The 15123-nt window shown below is 56.3% G+C and carries 16 protein-coding genes and 1 tRNA gene; all 17 read right to left on the bottom strand.

Annotation, left to right across the window (positions count from 1 at the left end):
• Window positions 1–11: 11 nt before the first annotated feature.
• On the bottom strand, window positions 12–869 hold the full coding sequence (locus G5B42_RS01495) for a PHP domain-containing protein (protein ID WP_331274011.1): 858 nt from the start codon (window positions 867–869) through the stop codon (window positions 12–14).
• Complete coding sequence (gene aroA / locus G5B42_RS01500; RefSeq protein WP_181338686.1) at window positions 866–2152, bottom strand: 3-phosphoshikimate 1-carboxyvinyltransferase; 1287 nt, start codon at window positions 2150–2152, stop codon at window positions 866–868. Before aroA ends, G5B42_RS01495 begins: the two co-directional genes overlap by 4 nt.
• Window positions 2149–3258 (bottom strand): prephenate dehydrogenase, encoded by a 1110-nt coding sequence (locus G5B42_RS01505; RefSeq protein ID WP_181338687.1) that lies wholly within the window; start codon window positions 3256–3258, stop codon window positions 2149–2151. The genes aroA and G5B42_RS01505 overlap by 4 nt, the downstream gene beginning before the upstream one ends.
• Entirely contained in the window at window positions 3255–4268 is a 1014-nt protein-coding gene (gene aroF, locus G5B42_RS01510; RefSeq protein WP_181338688.1) for a 3-deoxy-7-phosphoheptulonate synthase, read from the bottom strand. The genes G5B42_RS01505 and aroF overlap by 4 nt, the downstream gene beginning before the upstream one ends.
• Window positions 4269–4399: 131 nt before the next feature.
• A complete protein-coding gene (hisC, locus tag G5B42_RS01515) occupies window positions 4400–5509 on the bottom strand; it encodes a histidinol-phosphate transaminase (RefSeq protein ID WP_181338689.1) in 1110 nt (369 codons plus the stop codon).
• The gene (locus G5B42_RS01520; RefSeq protein WP_181338690.1) at window positions 5499–6113 is read right to left on the bottom strand and encodes a histidine phosphatase family protein; all 615 of its coding nucleotides are present in this window, start codon (window positions 6111–6113) and stop codon (window positions 5499–5501) included. Before G5B42_RS01520 ends, hisC begins: the two co-directional genes overlap by 11 nt.
• Entirely contained in the window at window positions 6055–6429 is a 375-nt protein-coding gene (gene aroH / locus G5B42_RS01525) for a chorismate mutase (protein WP_181338691.1), read from the bottom strand. Before aroH ends, G5B42_RS01520 begins: the two co-directional genes overlap by 59 nt.
• A gap of 101 nt (window positions 6430–6530) precedes the next feature.
• Window positions 6531–6944, bottom strand: a complete 414-nt coding sequence (locus tag G5B42_RS01530) for a HutP family protein (protein WP_181338692.1) — start codon at window positions 6942–6944, stop codon at window positions 6531–6533.
• A gap of 165 nt (window positions 6945–7109) precedes the next feature.
• Complete coding sequence (locus tag G5B42_RS01535; RefSeq protein ID WP_181338693.1) at window positions 7110–7253, bottom strand: hypothetical protein; 144 nt, start codon at window positions 7251–7253, stop codon at window positions 7110–7112.
• A 17-nt stretch (window positions 7254–7270) separates the two neighbouring features.
• A complete protein-coding gene (locus tag G5B42_RS01540) occupies window positions 7271–8092 on the bottom strand; it encodes a patatin-like phospholipase family protein (RefSeq protein WP_181338694.1) in 822 nt (273 codons plus the stop codon).
• Between the two features lie 72 nt (window positions 8093–8164).
• Window positions 8165–9895, bottom strand: coding sequence for an ATP-dependent protease LonB (gene lonB, locus G5B42_RS01545; RefSeq protein ID WP_181338695.1), 1731 nt, complete (start codon window positions 9893–9895; stop codon window positions 8165–8167).
• 107 nt (window positions 9896–10002) lie between these two features.
• Window positions 10003–11268: an ATP-dependent Clp protease ATP-binding subunit ClpX gene (gene clpX / locus G5B42_RS01550; RefSeq protein WP_181338696.1), complete on the bottom strand. Its 1266-nt coding sequence runs from the start codon at window positions 11266–11268 to the stop codon at window positions 10003–10005.
• A 105-nt stretch (window positions 11269–11373) separates the two neighbouring features.
• Entirely contained in the window at window positions 11374–11964 is a 591-nt protein-coding gene (clpP, locus tag G5B42_RS01555) for an ATP-dependent Clp endopeptidase proteolytic subunit ClpP (RefSeq protein ID WP_181338697.1), read from the bottom strand.
• On the bottom strand, window positions 11961–13316 hold the full coding sequence (gene tig, locus G5B42_RS01560) for a trigger factor (protein WP_181338698.1): 1356 nt from the start codon (window positions 13314–13316) through the stop codon (window positions 11961–11963). The genes clpP and tig overlap by 4 nt, the downstream gene beginning before the upstream one ends.
• 247 nt (window positions 13317–13563) lie before the next feature.
• Window positions 13564–13646 (bottom strand) — tRNA-Leu (locus G5B42_RS01565).
• Window positions 13647–13712: 66 nt separating this feature from the next.
• A complete protein-coding gene (locus G5B42_RS01570; RefSeq protein ID WP_231133139.1) occupies window positions 13713–14429 on the bottom strand; it encodes a cell wall hydrolase in 717 nt (238 codons plus the stop codon).
• A gap of 169 nt (window positions 14430–14598) precedes the next feature.
• Window positions 14599–15087, bottom strand: coding sequence for a hypothetical protein (locus G5B42_RS01575; RefSeq protein ID WP_181338699.1), 489 nt, complete (start codon window positions 15085–15087; stop codon window positions 14599–14601).
• Window positions 15088–15123: the final 36 nt, after the last annotated feature.

Consider the following 15123-nt stretch of genomic DNA (forward strand, 5'->3'; position numbering starts at 1 on the left):
TACTATTTACATTATTGCCATAAAAACGGTAAATATGCCTCCTGCTCATCGATCTGGCCATCACCCAGGTCCCGTTCCTGCGGGATACCGTGGTAATCCGAACCGCCGGTCACAAACAACCCAAATTTCCGGGCCAGCGTCAGATACTTCGCGGTCACCGCCGGTGAATGCTCGGGATAGTATACTTCCAGGCCGGCCAAACCGTGGTCGACTAAAGTTGGGAGCAAACGGTCATTCCCCAAACGGCCCGGGTGGGCCAGGACCGGCCACCCCCCGGCCGCCCGGATCAACGCAATCGCTTCCAGGGTTGACAATTCCCGGTGGGGAATGTAAGCGACGCCTTGTGTTCCCAGCAGATAGTTGAAAACCTTCCGGTCCTCATCGGGACCAATCAATTTTTTGGCCTTCAACGCTTGGTAAATTTGAAAACGTCCAACAAAAGCGTTGGGCTTATCCCCGACGATCTCTTCCCACTCCAGTTCCATGCCGTGCCGGGCCAAAAGCTCCAACATCCTCCGGGCCCGCTCGCGACGGGCGGCCAGCACCTGTTTTAACCGCTCGCGCAAGCCCGTATGGGTGTGATCCACCTGGTAACCAAGGATATGAAATTCTACCCCTTCCAGCTCGGTCGAGAGCTCCACCCCCGGGATGCAGACCAGACCATACGCGCGGCCTGCCGCGAGAAAGGCGGGTAGTCCGTCAACCGTATCATGGTCGGTCAGGGCCACGCCGGTCAACCCCTTTTCCTTTGCCCTTTTCACCAATTCTTCCGGGGTGGAAACCCCGTCCGAGTATAACGTATGGGTATGCAGATCAAAGGCCATCCGTTGTTGTCTCCTGCCGCTTTTATTTTCCTTAACTTTCCTCACTCAACCTCGACCGTGGCGCCAAGCGCCTCGAGGGCCGCAAAAAAGCCGGGAAACGATTTACTGACATGTTCGGCCCCGCTGATCACCAATCCTTTTTGGGTCCGCAACGCCAAGACCGCATAAGTCATAATCAACCGGTGGTCCTGACAGCCGTCGAGCTCAATTCCTCCTTCGTAACCATGCGGGTTTCCGGTAATTACAAAGCCGTCGGCGGTTTCCGTGATCGCCACCCCAAGTTGGCGCAGGCCCCTGGCCAAATCGCCAATCCGGTCCGATTCTTTCCAGCGGAGATTCGCCACCCGGGAAAAGGTGGTGGTCCCCGCCGCGCAACAAGCCACGGCCGCCATGGACAACACCGCATCAATCGCCTCTTCGCCGTTGAAATCAACGGCGCGTAAGGGACTGCCTCCCCGGATCGTTACTTCCTGCCCTTCCGTCTTAACCTCGACCCCCAGTTGCCGGAGATAGGGGATAACCTGCTTCTCTCCTTGCTGATCGGCGGGGCTCAGCGGGTACAAGGTGACGCTCGAAGGAACAAGGGCGGCCGCCGCCATGATGGCCGAAGCCGCCGGGTAATCCCCGGGTACATGGTACACGCCCGCCTGGTAGCTGGCGGCCGGCACCGTGAACCGTAGTTTTTCCCAGTCCGCCAGCGGGGTAACCCCGGCCTCCGCCATTACTTGTAGCGTTGTAGCCAGGGGTGGCCGGGAGACGAGCCCTTCGGTGATCCGGAGGTCGAGTCCGCCCAGGAGGGGGGCGATCATCAGCAAAGCGGTGGCAAACTGGGAACTGATCCGGCCGGAAACCGCCACGGTCCGCCGGGTGATCGGCCGCCCGCCTCTAATCGTAATGGGGAGATGCCCGTTATCATCCTCAACCTCCGCCCCCAAGGCACGGAGGGCCGTCAAGAGGTGTCCTTGGGGCCTTTTGCCCAGCGATTCCGGGTAAGAGGTGACATACTGGACCTCCGGCAACAACAAGCCGATTGGTAAGAGTAGGCGGAGAATCAGTCCCCCGTTGCCCGGATCCAAAACCCCGGGCGGGTGGGGGTTACGCCCAAAACCACAGATCTTTAACCTTCCTTCGCTCGCTTGCACTTTCGCCCCCAAACGCCGGCAACAGTTAAGCAGGGCACCGGCGTCGTCATTGGTGGCCGGATCATAAATGATTGATTCCCCCTCCGTCAAAGCGGAAACCCATATGTACCGTGAGGTGTAATTCTTGGACGGCGGAACCCGCACTTTTCCCTGGAGGCGGGAAGCCGGTCCGACATAAACTTTCATTGGCCCTGCCCCCCTCGCACTTGCGTCTGGAAACCGTGGCTGCGGAGGAGCCGGACCGCTTCGGCCAGCGCCTCCTCGTTCTCAAAGGCCAGGCGGAGGGTGCCGCCTTCCCCCTCCCGGACGCGGAGGATTTCAATGTCTTTAATATTAATCGTTTTGATGATGCCAATTACCTCCGCAATCGCCCCCGGCCGGTCTTCGATCACCACCACCAGCTCATGGAGAAGGGTCAAAAAACCCTTCCGGCGGGCCGGGAGCTCCTTTCGCGCCGTCGCCGCCCGCTTCAGCCGGGCTTCCAGTGTCGTCAGCTCGCCGGCGGAGAGCGCGGCGGTAAGGTTCTCCACCTCCGTCATAAGCGCCCGCAGGACCGGCAAAAGCGAGTGCCGGTTGGACGCTAAGATCTCCCGCCACAAAGCCGGGGAACCCATCGCCACCCGGGTCGTATCATGGAAACCGCCGGCCGCCAGCGCCAGGGTGCCCGGATACCGCTCATTGAAATCGACCGCCACATTGACCAGGGCAGCCGCCATTAAGTGGGGCAAATGGCTGACCACCGCCACCATTAAATCATGTTCTTCCGGGGTTAGCAAGAGGGGAAGCCCGCCCACCATCCGGATGAACTCTTCCAAGGTGGCCAGCACCGCGGGGGGTGTCCCCGGGGCCGGCGTCAAAAGATAAACGGCATTCTGAAAGAGAAAGGGATCGGCAGCAGCCAGCCCCGATTGTTCGCTCCCGGCCATCGGGTGGCCGCCGACATAATAGACCCCCTCCGGCAACAACGGCGGCAAAGCCCGGGCCAACTGCCCTTTTGTACTGGCCACATCGGTCAGGATCGTCCCCGGGGTGAGGACCGGCGCCACCGCACGAACCACTTCCTCCATTTTTCCCACCGGTACGGCCAAGACGACCAAATCCGCGCCTTGCGCCGCCGCGGCCGGACTGTCCGCAATTTCATGCACCACCTGGCGGGCGAGGGCTTCCCGGCAAGTGTCCGCCACCGGGTCATAACCAACCACCCACGGCTTCCGCGGTTGCCGGCAGAGGGCAAGCCCCAGCGAACCGCCGATCAAGCCCAATCCGATCAGAGCAATCCGCTGCCGCTTCATAGGTGTCGCCCCATTGCGGCCAAAACTGGGCCGATCTCTTTGACCAAGGTTTGGAACTGGACAAAATCCAACGACTGGGGTCCGTCGGAAAGGGCGGTCTCCGGTTTGGGGTGCACTTCCACCATTAAACCGTCGGCGCCCGCCGCCAACGCGGCCCGCGCCAGGGGGATCACCAGATCGCGGCGGCCGGAAGCGTGGCTGGGGTCGGCAATGACGGGCAGATGACTCCACTCTTTAACCAGGGCGATGGCCCCGACATCCATGGTGTTGCGGGTGGCCGTTTCAAAGGTCCGGATCCCCCGCTCACAGAGGACCACCTGGTAATTTCCTTCTTTCATGATATACTCGGCAGCCATCAACCATTCTTCGATCGTGGCCGCCATCCCTCTTTTCAGCAGCACCGGCAGCTTAGTCCGGCCCACCTCCTGCAGGAGGGCAAAATTTTGCATGTTGCGGGCGCCAATCTGGAGCATCTGCACATACTGGGCGACCAGTTCCACTTCATAAGGGGAAACGACCTCCGAGACCACGGCTAAACCGGTGGCTTGCGCCACCTTCTGGATGAGCTTCAGTCCTTCGGCCTTTAAGCCCTGGAAGGAATAGGGCGAAGTCCGTGGTTTAAAAGCCCCGCCCCGGATGATCTTCCCCCCGGCCGCTTTAATCTGCTCCGCCGTGGACATGAGTTGCTCCTCGTTCTCGATGGCACAGGGACCGGCAATCAGTACCGCTTCCTCCCCGCCAAAAACCGCCTCCCCCACCTTCACCCGGGTGGATTCAGGCTTGAAGTCTTTACTGGCAAGCTTAAATGGTTTGAGAACCGGGACAACCCGTTCCACGCCCGCCATCGCCGCTACCGTTGACATCAGCTCCGGACTGCGGTCCCCGATGGCACCGATGACCGTCCTTTCCACACCCTGCGACAGATGGACCCCGAAACCGGCATTGCGCAGTTGTTCCTGAACCCGGGCCACCTGCTCCGCAGACGCATTACGGGACATGATAATAATCATTGTACACCCATCCTTTCCTACCTTTCTACCGTCCTGCCGAAAAAATACTTCCCATCACTCGCGGTACATCCTTCGCGAGGATAACCGACCATCGCTTGAAGGATAAAGCATAATAAACACAAGGATTCTTTTTAAGACGATTCCTTAAGCCCGGCCAAAACCGCCGCCAGGACATCTAAGAACCTTTCGTTTTGTTCTTCCGTTCCGATCGTCACCCTGATATGCTGCGGTAAACCAAAGATGTTGGCCGGTCTGACGATCACCCCTTTTTTCATCATCTCCGCAAAGACCCGTACGGCCGGGTACGGCGTAGCAAAGAGGATAAAATTGGTCACACTGGGGGTGTAGGCGAGGCCAAGGGCGGTCAAACCCCGAACGATCTGCGCCATCCCCCGCCGGTTCACTTCCAAACTGCGGGCCACATGTTCCCGGTCGGCCAGCGCCGCCACCGCTGCCGCCTGGCCGATGCGGTTCACATTAAACGGTTCCCGGACCCGGTTCAGAAACGCGATCAGTTCCGCATCCCCCACCCCGTAGCCCACCCGAAAACCGGCCAGACCGTAAATCTTGGAAAAGGTCCGGAGGGTCAGCACCCGGCCGTCGCCTTTGAACTCGATTCCATTGGGATAATCCGGATCGGCCACGTATTCATAATAGGCCTGGTCGATGATGATGAGCACCTCCGGTGGAATCCGGGCGATGAAGGCCTCCATTTCGGCCCGGGTATTCATCGTCCCGGTCGGGTTGTTCGGATTACAGAGAAAGATCGCTTTGGTCCGCGGGGTCACGGCCGCCGCCATCTTCGCCAAATCATGCCCCAGCCCTTCCCCTTTGACCTTGACCAACCGGGCCCCCATCAACTGCGTGGCGTAGGCGTACTCGCCAAAGGTCGGGTCGGCCACGATCACCTCGTCGCCCGGACGGAAAAAGGCCTCGGCCACCAGTTTAATCACCTCGTCGCAACCGTTCCCCACAATAATCTCCTCGGGCTTGACCCCGAGTTCGGCCGCCAAGGCTGCTTTCAACAGGTAACAGTTGCCATCGGGGTAAAGATGGGTTTCGGCCAAAGCCGCCGTGGCCGCCTGGATCGCACGGGGCGAAGGCCCAATGGGATTCTCATTGGAAGCCAGTTTGATCACTTCCGTCAGCCCTAATTCTCTCTGCACTTCCTCAATGGGCTTGCCGGGAACATAAGGGGTAATCCCCAGGATCTCCCGGCGGATCAGATTTTCAACCGTCATTGCTCCTACCTCCCTCCACCAGTTGCCATGTTCCGTCCCAGACCACGACCACCCGTTCCGCATTGGCGGGGGCCTTCCGCTCCAGGCCCCATCCCGCCCGGAAGAAAGCCCGGATAAAACCCCCGTGGGTGACGACGATAACCCGGCGTCCGGCAAAAACCGTCGCCAGCATTGCCATCGTCGCCGCCGCCCGCTCCTCGATCGCCCGGCGCGACTCGAGCCCCGGTAAGGCAAGGTGGTCGCTGCCTTCCGGGAATTCTGCCTTAACCTCCTCAAAGGTCAAGCCTTCCAGCGGGCCAAAACTCCGTTCACGAAGCCCTTTGTGGAAAAAAACCGGAATCATGAGCTCCCGGCCGATAATCTCACCGCTCTCCGCCGCCCGCTGCAGATCGCTGGCCACCACCACCTCCCAGCCTTCGTCCTTCATCGCCACTGCCAACCGGCCAATCTCCGCCCGCCCTTGTTCATTCAAGGGCGTATCCGTGACCCCTTGAATCCGGTTCTCCCGGTTCCAATCGGTGGTTCCGTGGCGCACCAGACAAAACCTAGTCGCCGGCCGGGACCCGGTCGGGACGGAGGCCTTTAGCGGCTCGTAAATAAACATGGTGCACCTCCTGGTTGGCATCACCGTGATAAGCATGGAGCAAAACCCGGATGCACCGGGGTAGGGCCCCCGGTACCGCCATCTCGACACTATCCAGTAATGCCCAGTCGTTATAGCCTAGCTGCCGGGCGGCTTCCGCCGGGAAAGCGGCATTCAGATCGGGGGTCGCTGTGAAAATAACACTGATCACCCGCCGGGGGTCGATTTTATTCCGCCCGATCAGCTCCGTCAGCAACTCCCGCGTCGCCGCGAGAATCTCCTCCCGGGTATTGGCGTCAACCGTCGTTGCCCCGCGAAACGCTTTGACCGTCTCCACCTCTCTCCTCCTCTCTTCCTCCCACAGGCCGGTTCCTTTTCCTCATTTGCGCGCTTCTAAAAGCTTCCCAGCCTTTGCACCTTGTTCTAATCATCTGTATCTTATTTAATCGCCCGGTGGCCAAGGCCCACCGCGACCTCATTGAGGTGCAAGAGGCCGACGGCACAGAACACCGCCACACTTAAATGGTCTCCCCGGCGGGCCAGGCCGATCTTCCCGCCCAGATTCAAACCGAAAGCTTTCGGGATAATCTGCTGCAAAGCTTCGTGGGTCGCTCCGGCCACGGCACCCTCTTCCGCGTGGGTATCTCCCACCAAAAACTCCCGTTTGGCGGCGACCACCGCCCGCTCAATTATGGTCTTTACTGACTGCATCATTTCTCCGCCAAAATCAACCGCGGCGGCCTGGATCTCCTCGGCCCGGAGCATCTCCTTAAAGGCCCGTTCTTCTTCCCGCGAACGGCTGATTGCCATTTTCAAGGCGGCCGCCGCCACCTCTTTACTGTTTCCGATCATTGCGTGTACCACCCCTCCGGTAATAAAAAAAGCACCCCACGGAGTGCCTGCAAACTACGCAATTCCCCTATGTAAGCTGCCACACTACCGTCTTGCCTTTTTAAATTACAATCTAGCATATTTCCCCGCTTTACGCAAGACGGCAGCGGGCAATCTTGCCATTTTTTAATAAAGCCGGTACACCGGCTTCCCCTCCAACCTTTCCACCACACAAAAAGTGGCCCGGAAGGACGGGACCAAAAGTAAGATCTGGACCACACACAAAGTAATAATCAGAATGATGATCAAATTTTTCCATAGACGTTCCATGGTCGTAAGCCCCTCCGTCAAATCCGGTCCCCGGCGGCTTTTCCCCAGTCGGTTTGATACTCCGCGATGATCCGGTGCAGTGCCGGCAAGGCCTTCCGGGCGGCCGCTTCCCCCTTTTTAATACACTCCTCCACCCGCGAAAACTGGAGCGTACCAACGTCCCCCACCTCCGGGGCCAGGATAAAATCGGCCTGCTGCAACTGGATCCCGTCCAACTGGTGCATCATAATCTCCGAACTACGGTAAAGAATGTCGAAAACGCTCCGGGGCGGTTCCGAAACCAATTTGCCGGGAACGTAAACGGCGAAGACCAGATCCATCCCCATCGCCGCCGCGGCTTTAACCGGAACGCCCGCCACCAGGCCGCCGTCGACCAAGAGACGCTCACCGTAAGGTACCGGAGTAAAGACCCCGGGAATCGAGATCGAGGCCCGGATCGCCAGATCGAGGGGACCCTGCGTAAAGACAACCTCCTCGCCGGTGAGCAGGTCGGTGGCAACGATCCGGACCGGAATCGCCAATTCCTCCAGTCTTTTACGCTTGGTTAGCAACCGGATTAACGGGATCAGCCGCTTCCCCTCAACCAGTCCGTAACGGGGAAAACGAAGGTCAACAAAGTCTTCCCACGCGATCCGGGTCGCCAACGCGGCCAAATATTTCAGATCGGTCTCGGCGGCAAAGAGCGCCGCCATCACCGCCCCCATACTCGTCCCGGCCAGGGCATCCACCGGGATTCCCTCTTCCTGGAGGACCTTTAAGACCCCAAGATGGGCGAAACCGCGGACCCCGCCGCCCCCTAAGGCCCAGGCAATCCGGGGCTTTGGCCGTAAAACCGTCATCCGACACTTCCCCCCTTTACGGTCAGTATACCACAGGAGCTGACCCCGCTCAAAGGGGGGGGCCGTGCTTCCTCAACCGCCGGCCGCGACAACCAATTCTTCCTTTCCGCCCTGGTTTCCGCTCTGAACCGGTATGTATTTCTCCTGCGGCGCATCATGGTCAACCGCCTCTTTTTCGGCCACCGGTTCCGGCCGGAACGCCCACTGAATAACCTCTTCAATCCGGCGCACGGGAATGATTTCAATCCCGGTCTCATCCGCAAAGGAATCCTGCCAATTCTCGGCCGGGATCAATACCCGCTTGGCACCGGCTTCCTTCGCCGCTTTGATCTTCGGGACGATCCCGCCAACCGGCAAGACCGTACCCAAGATCGAGACCTCTCCGGTCATCGCCACCAAATTATCCACGGGCTTACCGGTCAGGGCCGAATAGACGACCGTGACCAGCGCAATTCCGGCCGACGGGCCATCCAGCGGGATCCCCCCCGGGAAATTTATATGCAGGTCATACTTGGTACAATCAAGATTGAAATGTTTTTTCAAGATCGTTAAGACATTTTCCACTGACTCCTTGGCGGTACTCCGTCGCCGGATCGTCCGTCCGTGCTCGCCCATCTCTTCTTCCTCGATGACCCCGGTGGCAATCACCCGGCCCGGACCTTCCGCTACCGGAATAGCTGTTGCTTCCAATGCCACCAGCATCCCCTGGTTCGGGCCGTAGACCGCCAGTCCATTGGCGCAACCCACTTGGGGTTTGGGCGGAACTTTCTTGTGCGGCCGCGGCGTATACTGCCCGCTGTTGACCACCCACTCCAGATCCTTACGCTGGATCAGCTTCCGCCCTTCAGTCAAGGCCACACCCGCAGCAAGCTGGACCATATTGACACTGTCCCGTCCGTTATGGGCGTATTTGCCGATAATCTCAAGACAGCCCTCTTCCAGCTCAAACCCGATCTTACCGATTGCGTTCAGTGCAATCTGTTGAATCTCCTCCGGGGTGAGGGCGCGGAAGAAAACCTCCACGCAACGGGAGCGGAGCGCCGCCGGGATCTCATGCGGCTGGCGGGTGGTCGCCCCGATCAAGCGAAAATCCGCCGGCAGACCATTCTGGAAAATATCATGAATATGGGAAGGTATGTTATGGTCTTCCGAACTGTAATAGGCGCTTTCAAAAAAGACCTTCCGGTCTTCCAACACTTTCAACAGCTTGTTCATCTGGTAGGGATGGAGTTCACCGATCTCGTCGATGAAAAGGATCCCGCCGTGGGCTTTCGTCACAGCGCCCGGTTTCGGCTGGGGAATCCCGGCCATGCCCATCGGGCCCGCCCCTTGGTAGATCGGATCGTGGACCGAACCGATCAGCGGATCGGCGATCCCCCGTTCATCAAAGCGTGCCGTCGTCGCGTCCACCTCAATAAACTTCGCGTTCGGCTTCAGCGGCGACAAGGGGTTTTGCTTTGCTTCTTCAAGCACCACACGGGCGGCTGCGGTCTTGCCCACCCCCGGCGGACCGTAGATCAACAGATGTTGCGGGTTGGGCCCGCACAGGGCCGCCCGTAAGGCCTTCAGCCCGTCCTCTTGGCCGATAATCTCATCAAACTTGGTTGGTCGTGTTTTTTCGGCAAGGGGTTCCGTCAGGGAGATCGCACGCAAACGATGCAGCTTCTCCAGCTCCTTTTTGGCTTCCCGGTCGACGGCAATCTTCGTGCCTTGTTGTGCGCGCAAAAGGTTCCAAAAATATAAGCCAATCACAATGGCGAAAAAAAGGTTGATCAAACCTAAAATGCTTCCTGCGTAATTCATCGCTTACTTTCCCTCCCCAGAACGTTCCCAACTTACCGTATATTATCCCCAGTGGTGTAAATTTCATGAGTTTTTTCCAAAAAAATAAACCCGCCGCTTGGCGGGTTTTAAGCCGATTCTTCCTTTTTTTTCTTACGCGGTTCCGCGCTGGTGGAAAGAAGGAGCTCCTGTTTCCCTTCCACCATTTCTTTGGTGATCACGCATTTTTTCACATCGCTCCGGGAGGGGACCTCGTACATCACATCCAAGAGCAGCTTCTCGATGATGGCCCTTAAGCCCCGGGCCCCGGCGTTCCGTTTCATCGTCAGGGCGGCAATCGCCTCCATGGCGTCGGGGGTAAATTCCAACTCGACCCCATCCAACTCCAACATCTTCTTATACTGTTTAATCAGGGCGTTTTTGGGCTCGGTCAGAATCCGGATCAACGCGGCTTCATCCAACGCATCCAGGGAAACAACGATCGGCAGACGGCCAATAAACTCCGGAATCATCCCGTACTTGAGTAGATCCTCCGGCATCACCTGCCGCAAAAGATCACCAATGGGCTTCTCCTGTTTCGACTTGATCTCGGCCCCAAAGCCCATCGTCTTTTTCCCGACCCGGTTCTCGATGATCTTTTCCAGACCGTCAAAGGCGCCACCGCAGATAAAGAGGATATTGGTGGTATCGATCTGAATGAACTCCTGGTGCGGGTGTTTCCTTCCCCCCTGGGGCGGAACCGAAGCGATCGTTCCTTCCAAGATCTTCAGCAGGGCCTGCTGAACACCTTCCCCGGAAACATCCCGCGTAATCGAAGGGTTCTCCGTCTTGCGGGCGATCTTATCCACTTCGTCGATGTAGACAATCCCCTTCTCTGCCTTCTCCACATCATAGTCGGCCGCCTGGATCAGTTTTAATAGTATATTTTCAACATCTTCTCCCACATAACCGGCTTCCGTAAGCGAGGTGGCATCAGCAATCGCGAACGGGACATTAAGGATCTTGGCCAACGTCTGAGCAAGGAGGGTCTTTCCGCTACCGGTCGGTCCCATAATCAGGATGTTGCTCTTCTGGAGCTCGACATCGTCAAACATCCCTTCGGCGTTAATCCTTTTATAGTGGTTGTAAACGGCAACGGAAAGGATTTTCTTGGCTTCTTCCTGCCCGATCACGTACTGGTCAAGAATGGCCTTAATCTCCATCGGCTTCGGGATGGTTTCCAAATCGAAGGAGGTATCGTCGGTCAGTTCTTCATCGATAATTTCATTGCAGAGTTCGATACATTCATCGCAGATATACACACCCGGTCCGGCGATCAGTTTCTTCACCTGTTCCTGTGCTTTGCCGCAGAAAGAACATTTTAACTGCCCTTTGTCATCCCCGAACTTAAACATCTCACCACCTCTTTCTTATGGAATTGAAAGCCTACCACTGACGGGTATGCCAGAATGGATGAGTAAAGCACAATCATACTTGCCCCAGCTTACTGAGGTGGGCAACTACTTTATTTTCCTTTTATCAATGATCTCATCGACAATACCGTATGCCTTAGCCTCTTCGGCGCTCATCCAGTAATTGCGGTCCACGTCTTGGGCGACCTTTTCGATGGGCTTTCCGGTGTGGCGCGCAATAATCCCGTTGGTGATTTCGCGCAAGCGCAGGATTTCGCGGGCTTGAATCTCAATATCCGCGGCCTGCCCTTCGGCCCCACCCAACGGCTGGTGAATCATCACCCTGGAGTTGGGCAACGCGTAGCGCTTGCCCTTCGCCCCCGCACTCAATAACAGGGCAGCCATACTGGCGGCAAAACCTACACAGATCGTGGAGACTTGCGGTTTAACATACTGCATGGCGTCGTAGATCGCCAATCCAGAATAGATTACGCCGCCGGGGCTATTAATATACACGGAAATATCTTTATCCGGATCTTCACTCTCCAGGTATATAAGCTGCGCCACGACCAAATTGGCCATCGTGTCGTCGATCGGACCGCCAATAAAGATGATCCGCTCCTTAAGCAGGCGGGAAAAAATATCATAAGCCCGTTCCCCGCGGTTGGTTTGTTCAACGACCATCGGCACTAAATTCATTCTTCTTTCACCTCTTCCTCTCTTTCGTCTTCGTCATCCTTGACCGCCGTCACCGCTTCTTGTTCCGGGGCGGCGAACCCGACGAGAAGTTTGATTGTCTTTTCCCGTTCAAGAGACGAACGGACGTTTTCAATAAAACTGGGGTTTTTCCCCTTCAGAATATCTTTGCGGAACTCCGGTGGATAAAACTGGAGCAAATAACCGACTCGATCTTTAAGTTCGTCCTCACTAACGGTAATTCCTTCTGCCTGCGCCACCGCCGTCAGCACCAGATCGGTCTTCACCCGCTCCTCGGCTTGGGGCCGCAGCTGATCGCGCAACTGTTCCATGGTCTGCTCGGTACGGGTTAAATACTCCTCTAATTTTAACCCTCGCGCTTCGAGATCATGCTCCATATGGTGAATTAAGTGTTCCAATTCCCGGTTAATCAGGGTATCCGTCAAGGGGACGGTACTGCCCGCCACTACCTGCTTAATCACTTCTTCTTCGAACTTGCGGTTGGCGGCCTCCTCTTTATACTCTTGAATCCGCTTCCGCAGGTGTGCTTTGAAATCATCCAGGGTGGCGAAGTCCCCGTGTTCCTTCGCAAACTCATCATCAAGAGCCGGCAGTTCTTTCCTTTTTATTTCGTGCAGTTTAACCTTGAAGACCACTTCCCGTCCCGCCAGTTCCTGCTGGTGGTAGTCTTCGGGGAAGGTAAGGTTCAGATTACGCTCTTCGCCCGGAGCCATCCCGATCAGGCCTTCCTCAAACCCGGGGATTAACCGGCCAGATCCTACTTCTATAGTATATCCTTGGGCGGCCCCGCCGGGGAATGCTTTTTCGTTTAAATATCCTTCAAAATCGATAACGGCGAAATCGCCCTTCTCCAAAGTTTGCTTTTCGGTCGCCACCAGTTCCGCATGGCGTTCCTGAAGCGCTTTTAACTCTTGTTCCACTTCATCGTCGGTGACGACCGGCTGTTCCTTCTTGACATTAAGCTCTTTATAAGCACCAAGTTTAACTTCGGGCAGAACTTCCACTTCCGCCTGGAACTTAAAGGGTTTGCCCTCTTCAATCTGGTCTTCGAAATCAATCTTTGGATTTTCAATTGGTTCTAGCTTATGTTGGAGGATCGCCTCGTAATAACTTTTAGTAACCAGGATCTCAACGGCATCCTGGTACAAAACTTCTTTGCCGAATTGCTTTTCCAGGATAAACCGGGGGACCTTCCCTTTGCGGAAACCCGGTACCGATACTCGCTGGACCACTTTTTTATAAGCTTGATCAAAAGCATCAGCCACTTCCTGCGGATCGGCCTCCAGCTTCAGTAATACGCGGTTGTTTTCCAGTTGTTCAATGGTTGATTGCATGATTTTCCACCTTACCTTCCGTCTCTAAATTAACATTTACTCGTTTAGTTTAACCATAATTAACCAAAATTACCAAGAATAAAACGCCATGGCAATGAGGAGCCGATAAAACCTTCCGGTTTTATCGGCTCTTTTTCCCCATTATAACCATGCTTAAATTTTAACTGCCCAGTGATGATGTGTCAAGTTAAGGAATTGCATAAAAATCGGCTCAATAGAAGAAAAACGGCTTTACGCCGTTGATTTTTGGTGCGAGAGAGGGGACTTGAACCCCTACGGTTGCCCACTAGATCCTAAGTCTAGCGCGTCTGCCAATTCCGCCACTCTCGCTTATTTACTTAGATAATAGTATCATAAATAGCGGGGAACCGTCAACCTCCCTTTTCTTTGGCCCCGTTAAGCCGCGAAAACATGGCGCCCAATCCGGGCGGTGACGGTTCGCGACCAAATCCATTTGGACGTAGTCTTACTTGGGTTGTAGAAATACAATGCCCCGTTGGTAGGATCCCAACCGGCTTTCGCCAGGCGGGCGGCACGGTAAGCAGTGGCGTTCGGCCTCAGCCAGATCTGCCCGTCCCGGACCGTACAAAATTCCCCTTTTTTAAAAACAATGCTCCACAGATCATTGGGGAATCTGGGGTTGCGCAGCCGGTTGATCAAGACCGCGCCCACGGCCACTTGCCCTTCAAAGGGTTCCCCCCGGGCCTCGGCGTAAATCACCCGGGCAAGAAGATCAAGGTCAATCCCGTCGGCTTGGTTGTTCGCTCCGGGCTTAGCCGCTTCGGCCACATTCGTCGCCGGCTTCAGCTGTTCCGGGGGAACCGGTGGGGGTGCCGCCGCTTCTTGGCGGCGCTCCGTCTCCGCCGCCTTCACCGCCGACGCTTCCGCCGAAGCGGCTCCTTGTTCCGCTTCGTTTTTTTGGTCGAAAGCGGCCACCTTCGTTTCCGCCTTTTGCTCCGTTACCGTTTTCCCCCGGTCTGCTTGGTCCGGCACCGGGGAAGGAACAAAGATCATAAAACCCATTACGCCGAGAAACGGTATAACCCAGCATAATAAGGTGAATAAAGCCAGCCATTGTCTTTGTTTGGGGTTAATTAAAGACAAAAAGGTCATCTTCGTCACCTCCCATTGTTACCACGCCCCGAGTCAGATCAGGCCCGGGTAACCGGCGGTTGCTTTGCGACAAAAAGCTTACCAAAACTCATCATGATGATAACATAACAATGGGGAGGTAATTAACCCCTTAACCGTTGCCATTTAAGGTAAAGACCACCATCACCGGTTAGTTATAGGACAACCCCAAACCCAAGAAGAGCGCATTACCCTCGCTGCTGTAACCCAAATGGATCAAGAGGGGCGGTAAAATCTGATAAAAAGCTTCCACTTCATAAACGACCAACTTGGAGGGGACCAAACATTTAACGCCGCCACTTAATAAAAACGGCGAATAATAGCTGCTGTAGATAAACCCGGCCCCAAACAGAAAGTCAAGACGGCCATTGACGCTGGCCCCGACGGCCGCATATAAACCCGTATTGTTCTCAAAATCCACCAGCGTACTCCCAATCTGAATCTCCGACCGGAACACGCCCTGGACTTGGCTGGAGACGATCTTTGTCGTCACATCATCCAGGTGCCGGTACCCCATTTCCCGCCCGTTCTGGGCGATATCGGTTCCCAGCCAAACCGTATTCTCCCAAGCCCCGAGGGCCGTCGTAGCCAGGGAAACAACCAAACCGATCGCCAGGATTATTGTCGTTAGCAGTCGCAATCAAATCTCCTCCTTCACAGTCTCCGTTAAAAAACC

This window comes from Capillibacterium thermochitinicola (assembly GCF_013664685.1).
Taxonomy (GTDB): domain Bacteria; phylum Bacillota; class UBA4882; order UBA10575; family UBA10575; genus Capillibacterium; species Capillibacterium thermochitinicola.

Coding starts and splice junctions, on each gene's coding strand:
- aroA (WP_181338686.1), bottom strand. CDS start 2,152: ATGAAAGTTTATGTCGGACCGGCTTCCCGCCTCCAGGGAAAAGTGCGG.
- G5B42_RS01505 (WP_181338687.1), bottom strand. CDS start 3,258: ATGAAGCGGCAGCGGATTGCTCTGATCGGATTGGGCTTGATCGGCGGT.
- aroF (WP_181338688.1), bottom strand. CDS start 4,268: ATGATTATTATCATGTCCCGTAATGCGTCTGCGGAGCAGGTGGCCCGG.
- hisC (WP_181338689.1), bottom strand. CDS start 5,509: ATGACGGTTGAAAATCTGATCCGCCGGGAGATCCTGGGGATTACCCCT.
- G5B42_RS01520 (WP_181338690.1), bottom strand. CDS start 6,113: ATGTTTATTTACGAGCCGCTAAAGGCCTCCGTCCCGACCGGGTCCCGG.
- G5B42_RS01530 (WP_181338692.1), bottom strand. CDS start 6,944: ATGATCGGAAACAGTAAAGAGGTGGCGGCGGCCGCCTTGAAAATGGCA.
- G5B42_RS01535 (WP_181338693.1), bottom strand. CDS start 7,253: ATGGAACGTCTATGGAAAAATTTGATCATCATTCTGATTATTACTTTG.
- G5B42_RS01540 (WP_181338694.1), bottom strand. CDS start 8,092: ATGACGGTTTTACGGCCAAAGCCCCGGATTGCCTGGGCCTTAGGGGGC.
- lonB (WP_181338695.1), bottom strand. CDS start 9,895: ATGAATTACGCAGGAAGCATTTTAGGTTTGATCAACCTTTTTTTCGCC.
- clpX (WP_181338696.1), bottom strand. CDS start 11,268: ATGTTTAAGTTCGGGGATGACAAAGGGCAGTTAAAATGTTCTTTCTGC.
- clpP (WP_181338697.1), bottom strand. CDS start 11,964: ATGAATTTAGTGCCGATGGTCGTTGAACAAACCAACCGCGGGGAACGG.
- tig (WP_181338698.1), bottom strand. CDS start 13,316: ATGCAATCAACCATTGAACAACTGGAAAACAACCGCGTATTACTGAAG.
- G5B42_RS01570 (WP_231133139.1), bottom strand. CDS start 14,429: ATGACCTTTTTGTCTTTAATTAACCCCAAACAAAGACAATGGCTGGCT.